The sequence below is a fragment of the Congregibacter variabilis genome (assembly GCF_045689235.1).
GTDB lineage: Bacteria > Pseudomonadota > Gammaproteobacteria > Pseudomonadales > Halieaceae > Congregibacter > Congregibacter variabilis.
Map to the genome: position 1 here is coordinate 3,432,918 of NZ_CP136864.1, position 19,799 is coordinate 3,452,716.

General features: G+C 54.5%; 17 protein-coding genes. 12 read left to right on the forward strand and 5 right to left on the reverse strand.

From position 1 onward, the window contains the following. Positions 1 to 3: 3 nt before the first annotated feature. The 5 genes from R0135_RS15270 to R0135_RS15290 form a co-directional block, all read right to left on the reverse strand. On the reverse strand, positions 4 to 2,412 hold the full coding sequence (locus R0135_RS15270; protein WP_407347776.1) for an endonuclease/exonuclease/phosphatase family protein: 2,409 nt from the start codon (positions 2,410 to 2,412) through the stop codon (positions 4 to 6). Further along, positions 2,409 to 3,686 (reverse strand): glycosyltransferase, encoded by a 1,278-nt coding sequence (locus R0135_RS15275; RefSeq protein WP_407347777.1) that lies wholly within the window; start codon positions 3,684 to 3,686, stop codon positions 2,409 to 2,411. The genes R0135_RS15270 and R0135_RS15275 overlap by 4 nt, the downstream gene beginning before the upstream one ends. Beyond that, positions 3,683 to 5,941 carry a hypothetical protein gene (locus tag R0135_RS15280; RefSeq protein WP_407347778.1) on the reverse strand — a complete coding sequence of 753 codons (2,259 nt, stop codon included), beginning with the start codon at positions 5,939 to 5,941 and terminating at the stop codon, positions 3,683 to 3,685. The genes R0135_RS15275 and R0135_RS15280 overlap by 4 nt, the downstream gene beginning before the upstream one ends. Continuing rightward, complete coding sequence (locus R0135_RS15285) at positions 5,941 to 6,729, reverse strand: TVP38/TMEM64 family protein (RefSeq protein ID WP_407347779.1); 789 nt, start codon at positions 6,727 to 6,729, stop codon at positions 5,941 to 5,943. The genes R0135_RS15280 and R0135_RS15285 overlap by 1 nt, the downstream gene beginning before the upstream one ends. A 242-nt stretch (positions 6,730 to 6,971) precedes the next feature. Then, positions 6,972 to 7,859 (reverse strand): helix-hairpin-helix domain-containing protein, encoded by an 888-nt coding sequence (locus tag R0135_RS15290; RefSeq protein ID WP_407347780.1) that lies wholly within the window; start codon positions 7,857 to 7,859, stop codon positions 6,972 to 6,974. Positions 7,860 to 8,066: 207 nt separating this feature from the next. On the opposite strand from R0135_RS15290, the gene R0135_RS15295 reads away from it, so the two are divergent. From R0135_RS15295 to R0135_RS15350, 12 genes are all read left to right on the forward strand, one after another. After that, the gene (locus tag R0135_RS15295; RefSeq protein WP_407347781.1) at positions 8,067 to 9,734 is read left to right on the forward strand and encodes a hypothetical protein; all 1,668 of its coding nucleotides are present in this window, start codon (positions 8,067 to 8,069) and stop codon (positions 9,732 to 9,734) included. Between the two features lie 127 nt (positions 9,735 to 9,861). Then, positions 9,862 to 11,778: a hypothetical protein gene (locus R0135_RS15300; protein WP_407347782.1), complete on the forward strand. Its 1,917-nt coding sequence runs from the start codon at positions 9,862 to 9,864 to the stop codon at positions 11,776 to 11,778. Positions 11,779 to 11,956: 178 nt separating this feature from the next. After that, entirely contained in the window at positions 11,957 to 13,345 is a 1,389-nt protein-coding gene (atpD, locus tag R0135_RS15305) for a F0F1 ATP synthase subunit beta (RefSeq protein WP_407347783.1), read from the forward strand. Positions 13,346 to 13,363: 18 nt separating this feature from the next. Then, positions 13,364 to 13,759, forward strand: coding sequence for a F0F1 ATP synthase subunit epsilon (locus tag R0135_RS15310; protein WP_407347784.1), 396 nt, complete (start codon positions 13,364 to 13,366; stop codon positions 13,757 to 13,759). Then, positions 13,752 to 14,066: an AtpZ/AtpI family protein gene (locus R0135_RS15315; protein ID WP_407347785.1), complete on the forward strand. Its 315-nt coding sequence runs from the start codon at positions 13,752 to 13,754 to the stop codon at positions 14,064 to 14,066. Before R0135_RS15310 ends, R0135_RS15315 begins: the two co-directional genes overlap by 8 nt. Further along, on the forward strand, positions 14,059 to 15,243 hold the full coding sequence (locus tag R0135_RS15320) for a cation:proton antiporter (protein WP_407347786.1): 1,185 nt from the start codon (positions 14,059 to 14,061) through the stop codon (positions 15,241 to 15,243). Before R0135_RS15315 ends, R0135_RS15320 begins: the two co-directional genes overlap by 8 nt. A 64-nt stretch (positions 15,244 to 15,307) precedes the next feature. Next, entirely contained in the window at positions 15,308 to 15,565 is a 258-nt protein-coding gene (locus R0135_RS15325) for an ATP synthase subunit I (protein ID WP_407349936.1), read from the forward strand. Further along, entirely contained in the window at positions 15,562 to 16,314 is a 753-nt protein-coding gene (locus R0135_RS15330; RefSeq protein WP_407347787.1) for a F0F1 ATP synthase subunit A, read from the forward strand. The genes R0135_RS15325 and R0135_RS15330 overlap by 4 nt, the downstream gene beginning before the upstream one ends. Further along, entirely contained in the window at positions 16,301 to 16,579 is a 279-nt protein-coding gene (locus tag R0135_RS15335; RefSeq protein WP_407347788.1) for a F0F1 ATP synthase subunit C, read from the forward strand. Before R0135_RS15330 ends, R0135_RS15335 begins: the two co-directional genes overlap by 14 nt. A 3-nt stretch (positions 16,580 to 16,582) precedes the next feature. Then, positions 16,583 to 17,341 carry a hypothetical protein gene (locus R0135_RS15340; RefSeq protein WP_407347789.1) on the forward strand — a complete coding sequence of 253 codons (759 nt, stop codon included), beginning with the start codon at positions 16,583 to 16,585 and terminating at the stop codon, positions 17,339 to 17,341. Further along, entirely contained in the window at positions 17,338 to 18,879 is a 1,542-nt protein-coding gene (locus tag R0135_RS15345) for an alternate F1F0 ATPase, F1 subunit alpha (protein ID WP_407347790.1), read from the forward strand. The genes R0135_RS15340 and R0135_RS15345 overlap by 4 nt, the downstream gene beginning before the upstream one ends. Beyond that, positions 18,866 to 19,765, forward strand: coding sequence for a F0F1 ATP synthase subunit gamma (locus R0135_RS15350; protein WP_407347791.1), 900 nt, complete (start codon positions 18,866 to 18,868; stop codon positions 19,763 to 19,765). Before R0135_RS15345 ends, R0135_RS15350 begins: the two co-directional genes overlap by 14 nt. Positions 19,766 to 19,799 lie beyond the last annotated feature (34 nt).

Below are 19,799 nucleotides of genomic sequence, written 5' to 3' on the forward strand. Positions count from 1 at the left end.
TTTTTATAAGCCTGCCTCAGGCAGAGTGAGTTCTGCGATTAGCGGCAAGTGATCGGAGGCAACACGGACCAATGCGCTTGAGGGGACCTCTATGTCACTGACGCCAATGGCTGGATCAACATAGATATGATCGATACGTGCCGTAGGGAAGCGGCCAAAGAACGTGTTTTTTGGGCGGTGGCTTTCAAGTTCGATCTGCGCGTCTACAAGGCGTGTCTGGAGTTTTTTGCATACCGTCGACGAGGGCATGGCATTGAAGTCCCCGCAAAGTAGTAATGGACCGCGGCATTGGGGGTGCCCCAGCCACTGATCGCTCAGCAGAGCCTCTACCTGCCGCTTTCTTTCGCGTTGATATAAGCCAAGATGAGTATTCATGACCTGCAGCTCAGTGCCATCTACGTCAATCGCAACCCATAGTGCACCTCGGGGCTCGAGTGCCGGCTTTTTCGGCAAGCCGGGCAATAGCCCAGCTTTTACCAGTCGCATGGGAAACCGTGTAAGTATTGCGTCACCGTAACGCTCTTCTTCCATATGCACTGACGCATGAAAATGCATGGACATCTCCAGCTGGTTGGCAATGAGCTGTGCCTGATCAATACCTCCGGTGCGCAAGCGGCCCACATCCAGTTCCTGCAATGCAATAACGTCCGGCGCGTAGCGATTGATGACGCGTGCAATGCGTTCCGGTGAAAGTTTTCCGTCCATGCCAATGCAACTGTGCACGTTGTAGGTCATGACACGCACCGTCTTTGGTGGCGTGACAGACCGGCGCGGTGAGAGCGTAAGCTCTGAGCTTGATCGGCCCAGCTCCCGAAGGACGGCTCTGCGAAGGTCCAACGGCCGGGCATAGGAACGCCCGGCGCTCCTCAGCTCAACGTCGTCCGGCAGCAACACAAAGCCGTTGCTTTCCTTTGGTCCCGCTCCCCCATGTGCGCCATTTTCCAATGCAAAGCTAATCGCCTCGCGCCCTAGACACCACCCGAACGCAATCAAGGTTCCAGCATCACAATGATGGGCGAGAGCGATCAGGTCTCTTGTAACATCTGCAAGAAATGGATGATCATCGCCAAGCACTGCGGCTGCTTCTTCGGGGAGCGAGAACTCCCCCTTACTCGTCCAGGCCCGCGCCCTTCCTGACGTCTCTTTCGCAAGTACCATGGGCACATCGGCATCGCTGATCAGAGCTTCGGCCATTGACTGAATACCCACTGCGGATAGCGGCTCTTTAATGTAGATCATGCTCACCGGACCTCGCAGTGTGAGCGATATCTGAGAATCCTGGTAAGCCCCGGATTCCGGGCCCCGGGTGCGCAAGATTTTTTGAATCCGCTTGCCTCCTACATAGCGAGCACGATTCATCTCGAGGCCGGATACACCATCGGCCTGCGCCATGCGCGGCTTTTTTGTCTCGCCCGAGTAAATTCTGGCGGCCACGGCGCCGAAGTCCGTACCGTGAATTTTTGCATATGATTGCGTTTTTTCCTGGCCGTGGTCCGAGTAAACCCACAGCTCATAACTGCGGCGGGAAGAGCGTTGAGTCGCTCGCCATATTCGGGCGACGGCGTCGTCAATGCCCTTAAGTGTCCAATGGGCAAATTTTGAGGACGGCCCGCGACGATGCGCCTGTTCGTCATAACCCAGAAAATTCAGGTGGATTACCGGGAGGCCGCGTGCAATATCGATCTTTACTCCAATGGTAGTCAGCTCGCGCAAAACGATGGACACAGCAACGCGAGTAGGCACAAAAGTGAGCTCTCTGAATATACTGTGGCCGCGGATCAGACCGCGGAAAAAGTCCGTTACCGCCAGTAGGATCTCTGTGAGAAACAGCACGCCGATTCTCAGGAAACTATAGGTGTTACTGAGCACGAGCAGGATCAGTGCCACTGGACTTGCATCGCGCAGCGCCGGTCCCCAACCGTGGGATGTGGGGCAAAAATGTGGTTCTTGTGCACCGCCGGTATAGTTGTCCACGTAACAACTACCGCCCTTGAGAAGTCCTTCTCCTCCCTGGGCCACCAGTCGCTGCTCTACCCGTGCGGCTGCTGCAGTTTCGAACATACGCACCATTTGGCCCGTTTCACTTTCCCGAAAACTGAAACCTGGAACAGCAGTCTTGACTCCGTAGAAAAGTTCGGCCTGAAATGCAGCGGTTGATGAGGGTATGCCGGAATAAAGCGCTATTTGTTCATAGTGCTCACGATGAAGCAGCCGTCGTAAAAAAGGCATTTCACCCAGGCGTAAGGCGTTTTCAAGTTCCGGTTGCGAAAGACCATCGATCTGGATCAGCACCAGCCCGGGTGCGGCATCTGTATCTTTAGAACTTGGTAGGCCAAGGATTCGTGCCAGCCATTCGCTGCGACTTAGGGCACGGCGTACTCTACGCAAAAGAGCTTCGATACGTCCGATCACCTGAGGAGGTTCTGCTTGCCAAGCGCCACGCCAGTGGCGGCAACAACATTTTTAGTCATTTCCCATTCGGCCCGAAATAAGCGCAGCACGCTTTCCCAGGTGTCGACGTCATGCGGGTTGGCGTTGTAGGGGGCCCTGATCAGCGAACTATATATCGCTATTGCTCTGTCGGCGTGGCGGTCCATGGAGAACTCTTGAGCGGTCGCCCGGGCGGCGGCCTGCATCTTTTGCAGGTCATCTTCAGACAGAGATGCAACAGATTGTATTGCCTCGGCGAAGGCTGCCGGAGTCGCTTCAAAAACGAGACGGCCGTTGTGGCCATCGTTGACCACTTCGCGTACACCACTTGCATCCAGTGCAACCACGGGGATACCGGCGGCCATGGCTTCTGTCAAAACCATGCCCTGAGTTTCGCTGGTTGATGCGAATGCGAACAAATTCATGGCGTGATAGGCGGCGACCTGTTTCTGGAAATCCAGCACCCCAAGAAAGTGCACGCGATCCAGAACGCCATGGATTTCAAAAATGTTTTTGATCGTGGGAACAGAAGGACCATCTCCCGCCAGCAAAAACTGCATCTCGGTATTGGAATGCATGCTCAGGGCAATCGCCTTTGCCAGGAATTCGAGGTTCTTTTCCGGAGCGAGGCGACCAAGATGACCGATGACGAATGCATTTTGTCCTATGCCTAACCGGGTGCGAAACCCCGCTCCATCACCTTGAGCATAGTGGGCGGTGTCCACGCCTGTGGGGAGTACTGCAATAGGCACATGAACCCCGCGCTGTTTCAACAAAGCGGCAATACTCTGACTGGGTGCGAACACCTGGTCTGCCATGTTGGCGTAGCGTGTTCCCATTTCTATCGCAAAGCGTTGAACGGCCGGAGAATCCACGGGAACATAATGGGTGTATTGCTCGATAAGCGTGTGATGGGTGTATACCAAAGGGCATTGGCGGAATCGGGCAATGCGCAGGGCTGTTGCGCCGAGTAGGTAGGGATGGTGCGCATGCAACATCTGCGGTTCGAATTCGTCAAGGACGTCGCTTAACAGGCCCGATACCGGCAATACCATGGAGAAGTCGCTGCCGTTAAAGTGCTGAATCGCTGGAATACGTAACACATCGGTTTCGTGCTCGGGCATGTTGGCAAACTCAGGGGCGACCACCAGAACCCGATGACCCCTGCGCCGATACGCCGCAGTAAACGCTGCCACGGAGCGAGCGACGCCGCCGACATGCGGCGTAAAGGTATTAGTGAGCATTACAATATTCATGAGCCATCGCGGACTAACGAAGCATGGGTGTCGCCTTGCACTGCTATAACAGGTGTAAATCCTGGCAGACGAATTTCGATCGTCGGTGGGGCTTCGTGCCAGGTCGCGTCCTGCCAATTGACGGTCACACGATCCGCCGTTGCGTTAGCCTTTAAAGTGACAGTGACAGTGCCGAAGCTTGTGGGCGCCGGGCCAAAATACAACTCTTGTTCGTTTTCAAGCCAGCGCTGCGGGATACCCTGGCACAAAATAAGACGCTCTGATTCCTCGCGCACAAAACAATGCCGGAGCATCAGGACCCATTCCGCCGCCGCCCAAACGTGTTGCCCATCGCCCATGCAACCGCCATCAGTGCGTGGGTGAATAGCCTCAGGCCACTGCCCGGTCGGGGACGCGAGCTCTGCGACTCTGTCCATTAATGACAGGTAACGCTCGTCATCAGCGCGAAGCAGTATCTGGGCGACATGCAGGGTTAGATAGGGATTGATCCCGGAATGGGTCATGTCCTGAAAAAATCCGTTAGCGACGAAGCAGTTATGCAAAAGGTACTCAACGGTATCTAGCAAACGTGGATCGCGAGGTTCGCTCAACTGGAGCGGGTAGCCGGCCGATATGGATCCGATAGCGCCGGCATCCATACGCCGATAGGGCGCAGCGGGCATTGCCTTGCGCTGTAATCGCACGGCTGCGTGCGTCAGGCTCTTATCGACGGAGTGGGACATCGCGAGGGCTTCTTGCGCAAAATCGTCGCGCAAGTTTTTTTCACCCATGCGGGCGCACATCTGTGACGCTGACTGCAGTCCGGCGATGCTCCAGAAATCGTCCCAGTAGTAGTAATCATTTGGACCCAGATGTTCCGCACTGAAACCTGCCGGGAGAAGACCCGCCACGGGGCTTCCAAGGTTATCTGGCAGTCGTTTGCGCGCAATCCAGCGCGCCCCCCGTTCGATCATCTGATGCCAATGGGGCGGCGCCGACTGTCCCGTTAGCTGACAAAAACGCTGCAGAATCCACAGAGCCTCGCCGTTTGCATCCCACTCTCCTGCCTGAGAATGAAAATATCCCAGAGGGCCTTGCCGGTGTTGAAACTGTTTTAGCGCTCGTTCGGCTCGCGAGATAAGTCCAACGCACAACAAGGCGTGAATAATGAATGCAGCATCGCGAAACCAGAAGCGTTTATAGGTATAGGGGCCGGGGTATACGTCTTTTGGTGAATGCAGTATCAAAGTCCGTATGGCAGCGTCGTAGAGAAACTTAATCCTGGGCTCCGGCACCGATAAGCGGCAATGACCCGCGAGCGCGTTGCTCCAGGGGGCCGGCGATACATTTTGTGTGGCTGGGTTTTTGTTTAGTGGGACCTCCACGCTAACGCTGCGTGGAACGTTAGCTTCTATGCGAAACATGGCGGCAGCGGTCACCAGACCAACGTCGCAACGGGCATGTTGTTCATCTTGAGAGTCGTGCAGATGTATATAGACATCTCCACGGTGATAGTCGGATGCCTGGTGTTTTTCCACTGGATCACTGAAGCCAATGATGGTGTCTCCATCGATCGTCCAGGACCTGCGAGTGGGGCCCAGAGATGCCTGGTGAACAAAACTCACCCCTTCCGGATTACAGGGCCGTAACGCCAGTACCAGCCAGCCAGGCGTTGCAGCTTTCGCTTCGATTTTCTGGCAGCACAGGAGACCGGTCGACGCGGCGTCTACCGCTGCCCGGGTTCGCAAAAAAAGGTCATCGCGCGTCGTTTCGGTTGTTACTGCAAGACCGCCGGCATATTCCAGCTGCTGGCTGCTTGAGTCGGCCCGTGAAGGCAATAGGTGTTGACCATCATCTGTCAATAACCAAGCGTCAAGTGACCAGCCGTCATAGAGGGGGGTCAACAGACCACGAGGGTCCACGATAGGTAAATGATCGTAGTCAGGGAGACCGATGGCAGTCCAGTTACGGTGCGTGAGATTTACATGCGTTAGAGAAAAAGCGCGAGGTACAAATGCATCGTCCAGAGGGTTGAATTGACGTTCGATCCAGTGGGGCCAGACCCAATCCAGATTGTGCTGGATAACCCGGCTGTTGATGAGTCCCCGGGCATGAAAGATCGCTCCGGCACGCAACAACTCCACCGGCTCTGCCACTTCCGACGGTTGAGCGAATCGACGCAGCCGCCCGGTCAAGGCCATGGGGTCGAGAAACCCGTGAGCGCGGGCAAGATGTCTGATGACCAGACGCCAGGGAAGCCAGTTTACCCACGGCATCAGCCTGTTGCCCCGGAACTTTTACTGGCGTACCGGGCAAGCGCGCTACGCGCCAGTCGATTGAAATAAAACAGAGCAACCATGGCCGCCAGGAAACCGCATCCGTAGATAGTCCATTCCAGAGGCGTGCGAGTACTATCGCGCTGCCCCAGCGTCGCAATATCGGCAGCGATGGACCCGAGGTACACACTGTTTAGAGAAAACGGAATGACGCCTAGCCCCGTGCCCAGAATAAAATCTCCCAGGGAAAAACGCGTCAGCCCAAAAAAGTAATTAGAGAGTTTGAATGGGAAGAAGGGAATCAGACGTGTCAGTAGCACGAACTTCCAGCGCTGCTGAGTCAATTGAGCGCCAATAAGCTCGAGCCGTGGAAATGCTAATAGATAGCTTGTGCTTCGGGGGCCCAGCAAATACCGAGCAACCAGGAAGGAAAGGCTGGCGCCCAAGGTTGTTCCAAGAACTACACAGATAGTGCCGAGGGTAACGCCGAATACGAATCCAGCGCCCATGGTAAAAAAAATTCCCGGAAGCAAAAGCAGGACGACCGCAGCCATGATGACGATAAAAAAAACCGGCCCCAACAGGCCCTGAGCATCGACCCATTTCAACAGGATAAGCACTTGCTCCCGTGCGTCGAAGTACAGCAGCAAGCCAAGCATGAGCATCAGGATAATAATCCCTGCCAAAACACTCCAAAGCGGTGAAGGTCCCGCCGTCAGATCGCGATCTTGCCCGGCTCCAGTGCTACCGCGTACAGCGGCTTGGGTGAGATGCGTGTGTTTTTCCATACAATCCGGGCTCGAGTTTGAACACCGGTGCCCGAATATCGGCATACCCAGCGCATCGGCCAACTTTAACTTTGAACTCCAATACTGAGCCCGTTCACCAGAAGTCTGAATAGGGGATCGCCCTAATTTTTTGGGCTCTTTTCGTTGTATTTTTTTGGTGCACAGACTGGACATGCGAAGTGTGTGCAGAGTGTGTTTCTACTATTTTCACAGCATGCTACTAGTTTAAGCCGGCGCAAATTTTATGATGCAATGCGCCGGACGCCTGCCTCGCTAGTGGACCGATAAACGTCGTTACATTCTGCTTCGCGGCCGCGCACGATGCGCAAACCTTTTAGCGGGCCGCGCGTCTCGGTAACCACGGTATGCTGTCCCTCATCGTGATTATCGTCATAGAAGTAAATTACTACCCAGTCGTCGGTCCTGTGCAGCTCGTGAGCCCGGGCACTATTGGAAAATAGTGCAGTGAAATGCCAGACGCCTCTCGTGGTATGCAAGATAGGTAGCCAAGGGCGTTGATTCGGGTTGAAGCGTCGAGGCGTGATTGTCGGCAGGTGTCCCAGAGCGGACTGTTTCCGATACTCTTCATCAACGTCCAAAAGCAACTCGACAGCGGGTCCTGCCGACGCATTGCGGTTTATCGCTTTTGGTGCCCGGGATAGCAGGGCAGCCAAGCCAGCTTTGATCATCTGCTCACGTTTTTTTCCGATGCCAGCTACTTTCCGCAGGCGACCATCATGGGCGGCTGCTTCGAGTTGTTCCAGCGTATCGACTCCGAGGCGGTCATGAATACGCGCTGCGAGCTCGGAGCCGATGCCAGGCACGGTCTGAAATACCTTTAGTGGATCAAGGGCACCACGAAGCCTATCCAGTCTGCTCCACCGGCCCGTCTGCAGGAGTTCGCCGATGGACGAGGCTATACCCGTACCAATGGTTTCCAGCTGGGTTAATGCCTTGCTCCCCCCTTGCTGGTAAACATCTGCCAGATCCCTATCCAGATTGACTATGCTGCTGGCCGCGCGTCGATACGCCTCTACTCTGAAACGGTTTGCCTGCTGTTGTTCGAGAATATCAGCGTATTCGTTAAGCCGATCGGCAATGAAACTGTTGGACTTGGTGGTTGAGTACATTGGCTCCTCACTTGTGCAGGACCACAAACAGACTACCCCTGGGATGCACGTAACAACTGAAAACTGCGCTGCGAGTCATCACAGTTATCGTAACGGCATCCTGCAATTCCAAGAACCAGAGAATCTCCTATGTTTATTTTTCCACTGGCTCTCTAAATTTCGTGAAGTCCTCGTACGACGAGTGTTTTTCACAAGGGAGATTTTTCAATGTCAGTAAAAAAATTAACAGACCGTTCGTTATCTACAGGGTTTGTAAAGATGCCGGACTTCAAGCGTAGGGACCTGGCAGCAGCCGTTGGAATTGTCAGTGTGGTGTTGTCAGTTGGATTCACCGGTACCGCATTTGCAGCGAAAGGTGGAACGCCGGGTAAACCAGGTGGCAGCGGTGCAGCCCCTGATCTTGGGGACTTGATTGTTCTTTACCGCGATGAATACGGTCGCCCTATTCCTACGGATTCGGTGCAAGTACCTGATCCAGAAACTGGTGAACTTGTCGATGCAGGGCTTTGTCAGCAGCCGCTGGCGGCCCCGGGGGTTGGGCTACCGGAAGTAACTTTGCCCGGTGGGGAGATAATACCTGAATGCCTGGCGTCAACAGAGTCCTGCGTTATCGCTGTCAATCCTTTGAATTGTGCAGCGGTGCCGGAGCATGCTGAATTCACTCAGGAGGTGGACTTCGGCCGGACCAGCGTGATTCGTGCACCGGACACGGTGCTTGATCAAAGCCTCGGGGAAGTGATTACCAAGGTTTCGACGGCTCAATGTACTACGCTTGATCCTGCAGGAAGATTGGTTAACACCAGCGAAGTTGATGGTGATATTTTTTCAGCGACTATCGACTCTCCGCTCGAAAACCTGGCCATATATTGGCAGTACATGCTGAACGGACAAATCGGTACTCCGTCGAATCCCTTGATTTTGCCCGGTGGCGATGTGCTGACCACGGCAGCTAGGGGACTTGGTGCGGCCATCGACAAGACCGGCAAAGTGACGATTGACCAGATCGTTTATACCAACCAGATTATGGGGCTTGTCGACACCTCAACCCAGTTTGGCACTATGTGTGTCGACGTCAGAGAGGAAGTGCAGGGCACTATGCAATTGGTTGAAAAATGCGTTCTGGATTATGGCAGTTACGCCTATGATCGCTCACTCAACTTTCAGGGGCTTCCAAGTCCGCCCTATATTCCCCAAAGCGCTCCTCAGGCCGGCAACTTCGAATATCTCTCCTATAAACCAGGTACCAATCCTCCTGAGTTCACGATAGCGCAGGAATCAATTCTGGAGGGTGTCTTCTTGAATGAGGTCTTTGACGGCGTCAATATTGCCGGGTTTTCTCAGGCTGCTGATGATGCGCGTGAGGTTATCGAATTTACACACAACCATCCGTTGCCGTTGGGGTTTGAGACTCCGGTGCCGCTGTGCGACGACCCCAATCAGAATACCAAATACGATCTCTCAATCAGCGAGGAGTCAGGTTTGCAGGTGCCCACGCAAATTGTGGACGGCTCAGAAGGTAGGGAGTTCACTGTCACCGTCGCTAACGCCGGGCCAGCCGCTGTTTCAGGAGACATTGTCGTGACTGCCGATGCCGCTAATGGCGGCGAGATAGTCGGCTCTCCATGGACGATTCCCTTTACGGATCTGGGTGCGGGTCAGAGTTATTCAAAGACCACGTTTTTCTCCATTGATCTTGGAGAACGGACCACTATCGAGTGGACAGCAGAGGCTACTGCGGTGCCTGGCTGCGACGGTTGCGAAGTCAACCCGGCTGACAATTCGGTCACCGCGACCAGCAGCGTGAAGGTGACCGGTAGTGGGGGAGGCACTGGTGGAGGCGGTGGAGGTCCCGGCAAAGGCCAGTCCGGGGGCTAAGGCCACTTACGCTGTTCCCACGGATTTGTGAGCCGTGATTACAGCAGAGCACATTATCCGGGGCGGGTTACCGCCCCGTCTTGTCTTTGAGCTGATTCAGCGTACCTAAAACGCAAGAGAGGCAATCATGAAAAAACGGGCATTGACCTGCGCCATCCGCGCTACTCTATTGGGCACTATCACTCTTGCCGTTGGTGTCCAGGCTGCACCCAATAACAAAGCCTCGCTGCCAGTTTCATCAAAATCTGCGACCACTTTCACCTGGAATACGGTGGTAAATAACAGCGACCAGATTCCTGGTTACCCCGGCCGTTTTTACAATAGTTACAATCCCCCGTCACTTAACTCCAATGCCCTGGTGGTGTTTCGCGCCCGGAGTACGGGGCGGTCGCGGGGTCCAGTGAGCGGCGTTTTCTATCGCGATATGGCGGTGGCAGGGGGGGCTATTAAGACCTTGGCAGATCGCGATACGGAAGTGCCCTATCCCAACAATACCTGTTATCCAGTAGGCGGAGAATCAGGTGAGGGCGAACAGGCAATTGAGTGTGATAATCCGGGAACACAGTGGTCTTTGGCGACCTTTAACGAGTTCCCCTCTTTTCCACGCATAGCTCTCACAGCCGATGCTGTCGCCACCCGCGGTAACCATCCGCCTGTTTGGACCTACAGCGTGAACAGCGAGAACACACTGACGCCTCAAGGCGAGGAAGAGGAGGAGATAACTCGCGCCGGCACCACGGGCGCCTACGTCAAACTTGAAGCCCGGCACGACGAAAGCCCGCTGGTCACAGGTTCGAGTCTGCTCGGTGAAGTCCCGGAATTTTCTGATCTGTTTTCTGTTCCTGGCGTAGCGACTGCTACCCGGTTTGACGTATTCCCGGGCGCTCCGGCGATCACAGATGCGGGCGTCATTGCCTTTAAGGGTAATTACAGCGATGGCACTGGGAAGACCGGTGTTTTCTATCGCCAAGTCACGGCCAATAATGCCGGTGGCAGCGCGAAGATCCAGTTGGTGGCGAATTCAGATAGCCAGATCCCTAACCCCGGCGACTGTATACCTGGGACTACCTTCGGCTCTACTGCGCCGCCCAGCGCCGCTGGCGACCAAATGGTTTTCGTCGGCTTCGATAACGAGAATGACCCAAGCTGTGGTGGCATTTATCTTGCGCCACTGCAGCCGGGCTCCGTGCTCACTACCTTGGTAGGCCTAGAGGACCGGGTCCCCGGTCAGGGCAATGCACGCTTTAATCAATTGGGCGAGGGCCTGTCTTACGACGGCCGGTTCGTCGGTTTTTGGGGCGCGTGGGGCGAGGAGAAAAAGACTCTGCGCCTGTATTGTCCACAGGAGGGCAATAGAGATCGCAGAGACTTCTGTAACAATGTTGGCCAGTTCGATCCGCAGACGGGTACCGCCACCGGCGATATCAACAGCATATGCAGCGATGAAACTGATAACACTGATTTGTGTTACCAGGAACGGGACGTCCCGATCAATCAGGGCATTTTTGTTTACGACCTGACCGGCAAAGGAAAGCTCCGACTGGTGGCAAGATCTGGGGTGGACGCCGAATACGATGATTTTGTTTACTGGAATTACTCTGGCAAGCCTCCGGGTGTTGGTGAAGGAGAGGATGCTGCTGAGCCACCGCGCTGGCGCTCTTCGGCCTTCCAGTCGGTCTCTCAAAGAGCCGGCGGGACTTTTCGAATCGCTTTTCTGGCCAGGAATGGTGAACTTGATTCTCGTAAGGTTTATACAAACGCAGTGGATGGCATCTATCTTGGGGAAGTGTTGGGCAGCACAGCGCCCAGTGTCACGACTCTAGTTCAGACTGGTATGGATGGCACCATACTCGACCCTGCCGCAGTATGGGATGACGACGAGGCAGGGCAAACACCAAAAGTGCCGTTACCCATCGCCTCTCTTGCGTTGGAACGCGATGCTTTTCGCGGCGGCTGGCTCGCCATCACCGCAAGCATGGGTGTTGAAGAGGCCGGATGGGCAGGTATTTATCTGACCCGTGTGGCGCCACCTCCAGGCAATTAGGCTGTTTCGAATGGCGTTATCAACACACATGATCGATTTCGCCATTTCGAAGTTAGCGCGAAAAAGCCAAAGTAAAAAATTAGAAAAACCCTGATTCCGCGTCATCCAAACCTGTGCGTCAATGGGGAGCGGGATTTGGGATTCTTGCTCTCGATTGCTTTGCTAGTTAAGGAGCTTCATGGAACAGGCGTTTTCGAAGGAAGCTCACGATGCCGTGGGCCAGATAAGCGCGCTCCGCGGTAATGTGGTCGACGCGCGGTTTTCGTCGCCTCTTCCCCCACAGCAATCCCAGCTGATTGCGGGTAGTGCCGGGTCAGTGGTTCTTGAAGTCCAAACCCATATAGACCAAAGCACGGTGCGTTGTATTGCGTTGACGCCGACCCGTGGTCTGGGTCGTGGCATGCCCGTGATCAACACCGGGCAGCCCTTGAACTTCCCCATGGGAGAAGCGCTGCTGGGGCGCATGCTCAACGTATTGGGAGAGCCCATTGATGGCAAGGGTGATATTGCTGCTTCAGAACAATGGCCGATTTACCGGCCGCCTCTCGCACTTTCATTGCGACGCACAAGCAGTCGAATTTTTGAGACCGGTATAAAGGTTATCGACCTTTTGGCGCCCCTGGAGTTCGGTGGTAAGGCGGGAATGTTTGGGGGTGCAGGCGTCGGAAAAACCGTGCTGATCAACGAAATGATTCACAACATGGCCACGCACTATCAGGGAACTAGTCTGTTTTGTGGCATAGGCGAGCGGATACGCGAGGCCGAAGAAATGTACCGCTCTATGCAGGAGACCGGAGTAATCGATCACGCCGTGCTCATTTATGGTCAGATGGATGAGCCTCCGGGCGCCCGTTTTCGCGTGGGACATGCCGCTCTTTCGGTCGCTGAATATTTTCGTGAGGTATTGAAAAATGATGTGCTTTTGCTCATCGACAATGTATTTCGTTTTGTGCAATCGGGCACCGAAGTTTCTGGTTTGATGGGACGTATTCCCTCTCGTCTCGGATATCAGCCCACGCTCGCAACCGAACTGGCCCAGTTGGAAGAACGCATCGCCAGTTCCGCAAATGCCAGTATCACGTCTATGCAAGCGGTATACGTGCCCGCTGATGATCTCACCGACCCAGCGGTGGTGCATATTTTTGCGCATTTGTCGGCGTCTGTTGTGTTGTCCCGAAAACGCGCAATTCAGGGGCTCTACCCAGCAGTGGATCCTCTGGCGTCGTACTCAAAGATGCTATCCCCAGGTGTAGTTGGGGAGCGCCATTATCGGGTCGCTCAAGCGGTACGCAACACACTGGCGGAATACGAAGAACTCAAGGACATCATATCCATGCTGGGTATGGAGGAATTGTCTTCAACAGACCGAAGCACCGTCAATAAGGCGCGTCGACTTGAACGTTTTTTTACCCAGCCTTTTTATGCCACGGAGCAGTTCACGGGACAGCCCGGAAAAATTGTGCCAGTCGCCAAAACTATCGCTGCTTGCGAACGCATTCTGGCCGGGGAATTTGCAGACGTGGATGAACGCGCTCTCTACATGATTGGAGCATTGGATGAAACCTAGTCCAATGAGATCCCTCGCATGCATCTGAGGCTGATGTTGCCCACGGAGGTACTCATTGACGAGCAGGTGATCAAGATAATCGCTGAAGCAGAAAATGGCTCCTTCTGTCTGTTACCGCGACACGCGGACTTTGTGAGTAGTCTCGTGCCCGGAGTTCTTTATGTGTCGAAGGAAAATGGCGAGGAGGTATTTGCGGCGCTGGATCACGGTATTCTCGTCAAATGCGGTGACGAGGTACTTGTGTCGACCGTAAACGCGGTGAGGGGTGATGATTTAGAAAAACTAAAGTCAACGGTGGCGGAGCAGTTCCTGACATTGAGCGATCACGAACGCATCGCGCGCTCAGCTCTGGCGCGTCTGGAAGCTGGGACCATCCGGCGTTTCATAGAACTTGAAGCACAGGCTCATGCCTGAATCACCAGAAAAAAAATTGCCGGGAACTTCCAGAAAATCCCTTCAGGACGAAGTGGGGCGTAAAGCCGAACGAAAATTGCGTGCCCGCTTACGGAGCCAACACAGACCCTGGTTCTGGTTGGGCATGTTTGGTTTGGTAGGTTGGTCTATCGCAATCCCCACACTGGTAGGTGTTGTCCTGGGCCTATGGATCGATCGTCGTTGGCCTGGACAGGTGTCCTGGAGTCTTTCCCTTCTCTTCATCGGTGTTGTGGTTGGGTGTCTTAATGCCTGGTATTGGGTCAAGCAGGAAAGTCACCGTGACTGAAATACCGCTTGCAGCAACGATTCTGATTACCTTCGGTGGCTTGTTTCTTGTCGGTTTGGTCGCAGACCTTCTGGGTCGCCACACGCCTTTACCGCGTGTGACCTTGTTGTTATTGGCAGGGTTTGTACTAGGCCCTGCGGCCTTCGATTTATTGCCTGGTTTCACCACTGAGTGGTTTCCAGTGCTGACTGATATTGCGCTGGCGATGATCGGCTTTTTGTTGGGGCAACGCCTGACGCTAGCGGCATTAAAAAAAATGGGACCCTCGGTGCTGGCACTGTCTATTGGTGAGGTGACCCTGACCGCGTTGCTGGTGCTCTCGGTGCTTTCATTATTTTCTGTACCTTTTGAAATCGCTCTGTTACTGGCCGGCATTGCGCCGGCGACAGCTCCTGCCGCCACCATGGACGTCGTCAACGAGTGTCGGGCTCAGGGTGAGTTCACTGACACACTGCTGGGTGTTGTCGCTGTTGATGACGCCTGGGGTCTGCTGGTATTTAGCATTTTTCTTGCCATAGCCCAAACTATGACCCGACACGGCGGCGCAGATGGTGTGTTGCTTTCCGGCGTATGGGAGGTTGGTGGCGCCATCTTACTGGGGACTTTTCTCGGTGTTCCCATGGCGTATCTCACGGGTCGTATTCGTGCTGGCGAACCAACTCAGGCTGAAGCTCTGGGCGGAGTTCTGTTATGTGCCGGGCTGTCGGTACTAGCGCAGGTCTCCTATATCCTTGCCGCCATGGTACTCGGGGCAACGGTTGCCAATCTCGCCAAACACCACGACAGTCCTTTCCATGCCATAGAGGGTTTCGAGTGGCCGTTTCTTATACTTTTTTTTCTGCTCGCGGGAGCCTCGTTGCACATAGAAGCGCTGGCACAGGTGGGGGTTTTAGGGGGGGCCTACATCCTTCTGCGCATAGCCGGCCGACTGCTGGGGACACGGCTGGGTGGATGGATCACGGGCGCTGATCCCAGGACGCGCCGGCTGATCGGGCTGGCACTGTTACCGCAGGCCGGTGTGGCCATCGGTATGGCCCTACTGGCAAGTCAGCAATTTCCTGATTTGAAAGACACTCTGATTCCGGTCGTGCTGGGATCGACGGTGGTCTTCGAGCTGCTTGGCCCGGTAGTCACGCGGCGCGTATTGATCTATGTCGGTGAGGTGCCCAATGAATGAATTTCAGAGCATCAATGTGAGCGCAGTGCTAGCTGCGCTTGCTTATGGTGCACTTCTTGGCCTCATGTATTTTGGTGGCCTTTGGCTAAGCTGCTCCCGTCTTGCGAGCACGGAGCGAAACAGGCTGCTGCTCACCTTGAGCTTTTTTCTAAGAATTTGCTTGCTCATGTCTGGGTTCTATTGGATACATGACTTGGGCGCCTGGGAGCAATTTATACCAACCTTAATCGGTTTTTTGCTTTTCCGCGCTCTGATTTTGCACCGGATGAAACCTGTCACGACTCGCCGTTCGCCACCTCCCCAACAGAGCTTGTGGTCATGACGATCACTCCTGACAGCATAGTTCTGTGGCAATGGGGCGCATTGCACATCAACGCGACCATGGCCTTTACCTGGTTAGTGATGCTATTGCTGGCAGTGGGATCCTGGCTGATCACCAGAAAACTATCTTCCGGGCCTCGAATATCTCGCTGGCAACACATCTTGGAGGTTCTGGTGCTTGCGATGCGTGACCAGATAAGCGGGATTACCCGGCAGGATTCCGAGCCTTATTTGGCTTTTATTGGCACTCTGTTTATTTTTGTTCTTACGGCAAACTGGCTGATTATCCTACCCGGCTATCTTCCACCCACGGGCTCGCTTTCCACGACGACCGCTCTGGCCATCTGCGTGTTTTTTTCGGTTCCCGCTTACGGCGTGAGCCGGGAAGGCCCGGGTAGATATTTTGGGCGTTACTTGAAGCCGTCGCCACTGATGCTGCCATTCAATCTCATTGGCGAGGTCTCTCGCACTATCGCCCTCGCGGTGCGGCTCTATGGCAATGTCATGAGCGGCACCGTGATAGTCGCAATTTTGCTGACTCTGATGCCGTTTTTTTTTCCAGTGTTAATGCAACTGCTGGGTCTTATTACCGGGACCATTCAGGCTTATATTTTTTCCATTTTGGCCACTGTCTATATCGCCTCTGCTACCGCTGCGCGAGGTGACGAATTTTCTGAGCAGGGCGATATACAAAATAAAGAACCGTCGTTTGAACGCGAATCAAAAGGAGAGCCTCATGGAAAACCCTGAATTTATTGCTGTTGCCTCTATCATCATCGCAGGTCTGACTATCGCCATTGGATCGCTGGGCCCGGCTTTGGGCGAGGCCCGTGCAGTGGCACAGGCTCTGGCAGCTATAGCCCAGCAACCCGACGAATCGGTCACGATTACCCGGACTCTCTTCGTGGGTCTGGCGATGATCGAGTCCACCGCAATCTATTGTTTTGTGGTGACTATGATTCTGATTTTTGCCAACCCGTTTTGGGAGCATGCGGTCGCACAGGCCGGAGGCTGATCGATGCAGGTGGACTGGCTAACTGCTTCTGCACAGATCATCAACTTTTTCGTATTGGTCTGGTTGCTAAAGCACTTCCTCTATGGACCAGTGCTTAGTGCTATAGACCAACGTGAAGCAAACATTGCCCATCAATTAGGTGATGCCCTGAATCGTGAGCATGCGGCTGACGAAATTCAACAGGAGTATATGACCAAGGTTGAGGCATTGGATGCAGAGCGTCAGTCATTAGTGGAACAGGCGCGAGAAGCGGCTGAAGCAGAGCATCAAAAAATGCTTGAGACAGTGCGACAGGAGGTGGCCCAAAAGCGCAGCCAATGGCAGCGGCAGGTGGCTGATGAGGAGAGAGAATTCCTCAGTGATCTAACTGGCCTGTGCGCGGATAGTGTTCAGGCTATTGCCCGGGAGGCCCTGGCAGAGATTGCCGATGCTCAACTCGAGGCGCAAATTATCGAATCATTCATCCGTAAGCTCGCGCAGCTGGATGAAGAGGTCTGCGCCTCCATTGCATCCTGTGGGCAGGCGCTTGTTGTCACGACCTCATTCAAGCTTGACTCAGCGGCCAGAGATCGACTGATGATAGTCCTGCGTGAGCGGCTGGGTGAGGAGCTTACAGTGGATTATCGTCTGGCAAGAGATCTGCTGTGCGGTATAGAGCTCAGTGTGCCTGGTCACCGTCTGGGTTGGTCGCTGGCGGAGTATCTACAGGATCTCAGGCAACGCGTAGAGGAGCAGCTGGACAGTATGCGGGGATACTCGTGAATAACGCATTGCTAAACCGAGTCCTGAACGATACTTCCGCTGTGCTCAACGCAGCCTTAAAAGCTGATCCTGCTCAGCTGGAACTGCAGGAGGCCGGTACCGTGTTAAGCGTGGGAGGCGGTGTTGCCCGGGTGAACGGTCTGTGGAGCGTTAAAGCTGAAGAGCTGGTCACCGTGTCGGGTAATTTGCAGGGTATAGCAACAAATCTTGACGAACAGGAGCTTGGGGTCATATTGCTGGACGACGGCCGTGAACTTGCCGCGGGAGCACGAGTTTATAGCACCGGACGGATAGTCGACACACCGGTGGGAGAGGGTCTGATTGGGCGGGTAATTGATGCGATGGGGCGTCCACTGGACGATCGTGGCCCGCTGCCTTTCTCAAGTCGCCGACCCATTGAGCGCTCTGCTCCGCCCATAATAGACCGCGACCCGGTCACCATGCCTATGCAAACAGGTATCAAGGTGGTGGATGCCTTGATTCCCATAGGCAGGGGGCAACGCGAACTCATTATTGGTGATCGCCAGACCGGTAAAACCTCAGTAGCCGTTGACACAATCCTCAATCAGCATGATCAGGACGTGCTGTGTGTTTACTGTGCAATTGCGCAACGTGGCACGGCGGTTGCCCGCGTTGTCGATACGCTTCGCCAATATGGAGCACTGGCCTATACGATTGTGGTCGTGGGTTCCGGGGATGCGCCGCCGGGACTGCAGTTCATCACGCCCTATGCGGCTACGACTATGGCTGAATATTTCAGGGACCAAGGTCGTGATGTTCTCATTGTTTACGACGATCTGACCTGTCACGCCCGCGCCTACCGAGAGCTTTCGCTGTTGTTGCGGCGCCCCCCGGGTCGCGAGGCCTATCCGGGTGATATTTTCTATATCCATTCCCGGTTGCTGGAACGCGCAACGGTGCTCAAGGAAGCAGTCGGAGGCGGATCTTTGACCGCACTTCCCATTGTTGAAACCCAGGCGCAGGATATTTCTGCCTATATCCCCACAAACCTCATCTCTATTACCGATGGACAGATTTACCTGTCGCCACAGCTGTTTCACAGGGGGCATCTTCCCGCCATAGACGTCGGAAAATCCGTTTCCAGAGTGGGTGGTAAAACCCAGTTTCCCGCTTTCCGAGCGGTTGCGGGTGATCTCCGTCTTGCCTATGCACAGTTTGAGGAGCTTGAGACCTTCGCTCGCTTTGCCAGCCGTTTGGATGCAAAAACCCGGAGCATGATTGAACACGGACGCCGCGTCCGCGAAGTGTTAAAGCAAAAAGAGCATGCACCTCTGCGAGCCGGCGCTCAGATTGGAATACTAAAAACTGTTACGGCCGGTTTGTTCGATGATGTGCCCTTGGAGATGGTTGCCGATATGGGCGAAGCCCTGCAGCAGCGCATAGTTGATGGGCTCCCTGATCTTTGCGTTTGCGTCGAAGAGGGCGCGACCCTGGATGAAAAACAATGGAAAAGCATTACGGATCTGGCCGTTGACAGCATTGCCGACGTGAGCGGGCCCAAATATGGACTCAACTGAAAGACTGCGTCGCCGAATAGAGGTGCTCGGCGATTTGCAATCCATCGTGAAGACCATGAAAGCATTGTCGGCGGTAAGCATCCGTCAGTACCGAGGCTCTGTGCTGGCCCTCACCGATTACTATCGGACGGTGGAGTTGGGTCTACATGGGGTTTTACGAAATGTGGACTACTTTCACCCTCCTGTTTATGAATCCGGGCAGCAGCACTTGCTCGCCGCTGTTGTCTTTGGCTCCGACTATGGACTGTGTGGACGCTTTAATGAAGATGTCACAAGCTATGCCCTGGAACAAATCAAAGCCACGACGGAGTATTCCCCGCGGTCGCAAATACTGGCTGTGGGTTCACGAGTGAAATCCCATCTGGAGTCCCTCGGTCATGCAGCCGATGCCGATGTGCCTCTGGCAGCGTCGGCGGCCCAGATTGCTAACACCGTACAGCAGGTCCTCGTCAAAATAGACCATTGGCGCAGCGAGGCGAATCTTCGTTATTTATACGTTTTTTACAATCGCATGGGTCAAAAAGGTGGTTACCAGCCGATGAGCATAAAGCTACTGCCCATGGATCTGCATCGCTTTCGGGGTTTGACACAAGCACCCTGGCCATCGCGTCGTCTGCCGACGTTTACTATAGATCGCCAGCAGCTGCTCACTGCACTGGTACGCCAGTACTTTTTTGTCAGGATTTTTAGGGCCTGTGCCGAGTCTCAGGCGAGCGAACATGCGAGCAGGCTGGTTGCCATGCAGTCGGCGGAGAAACATTTGGACGAACGCAAGGAAGAACTGACTACGCGGTTTCACCGCTTGCGTCAGGATGCCATCACGAATGAAATGCTGGATATCGTTTCTGGCTTTGAGGCTATAACTGCGGACCAGGCTTTGTTTTAAGCGAGGACTTAAAACCCCGGAACATGGTTAATGC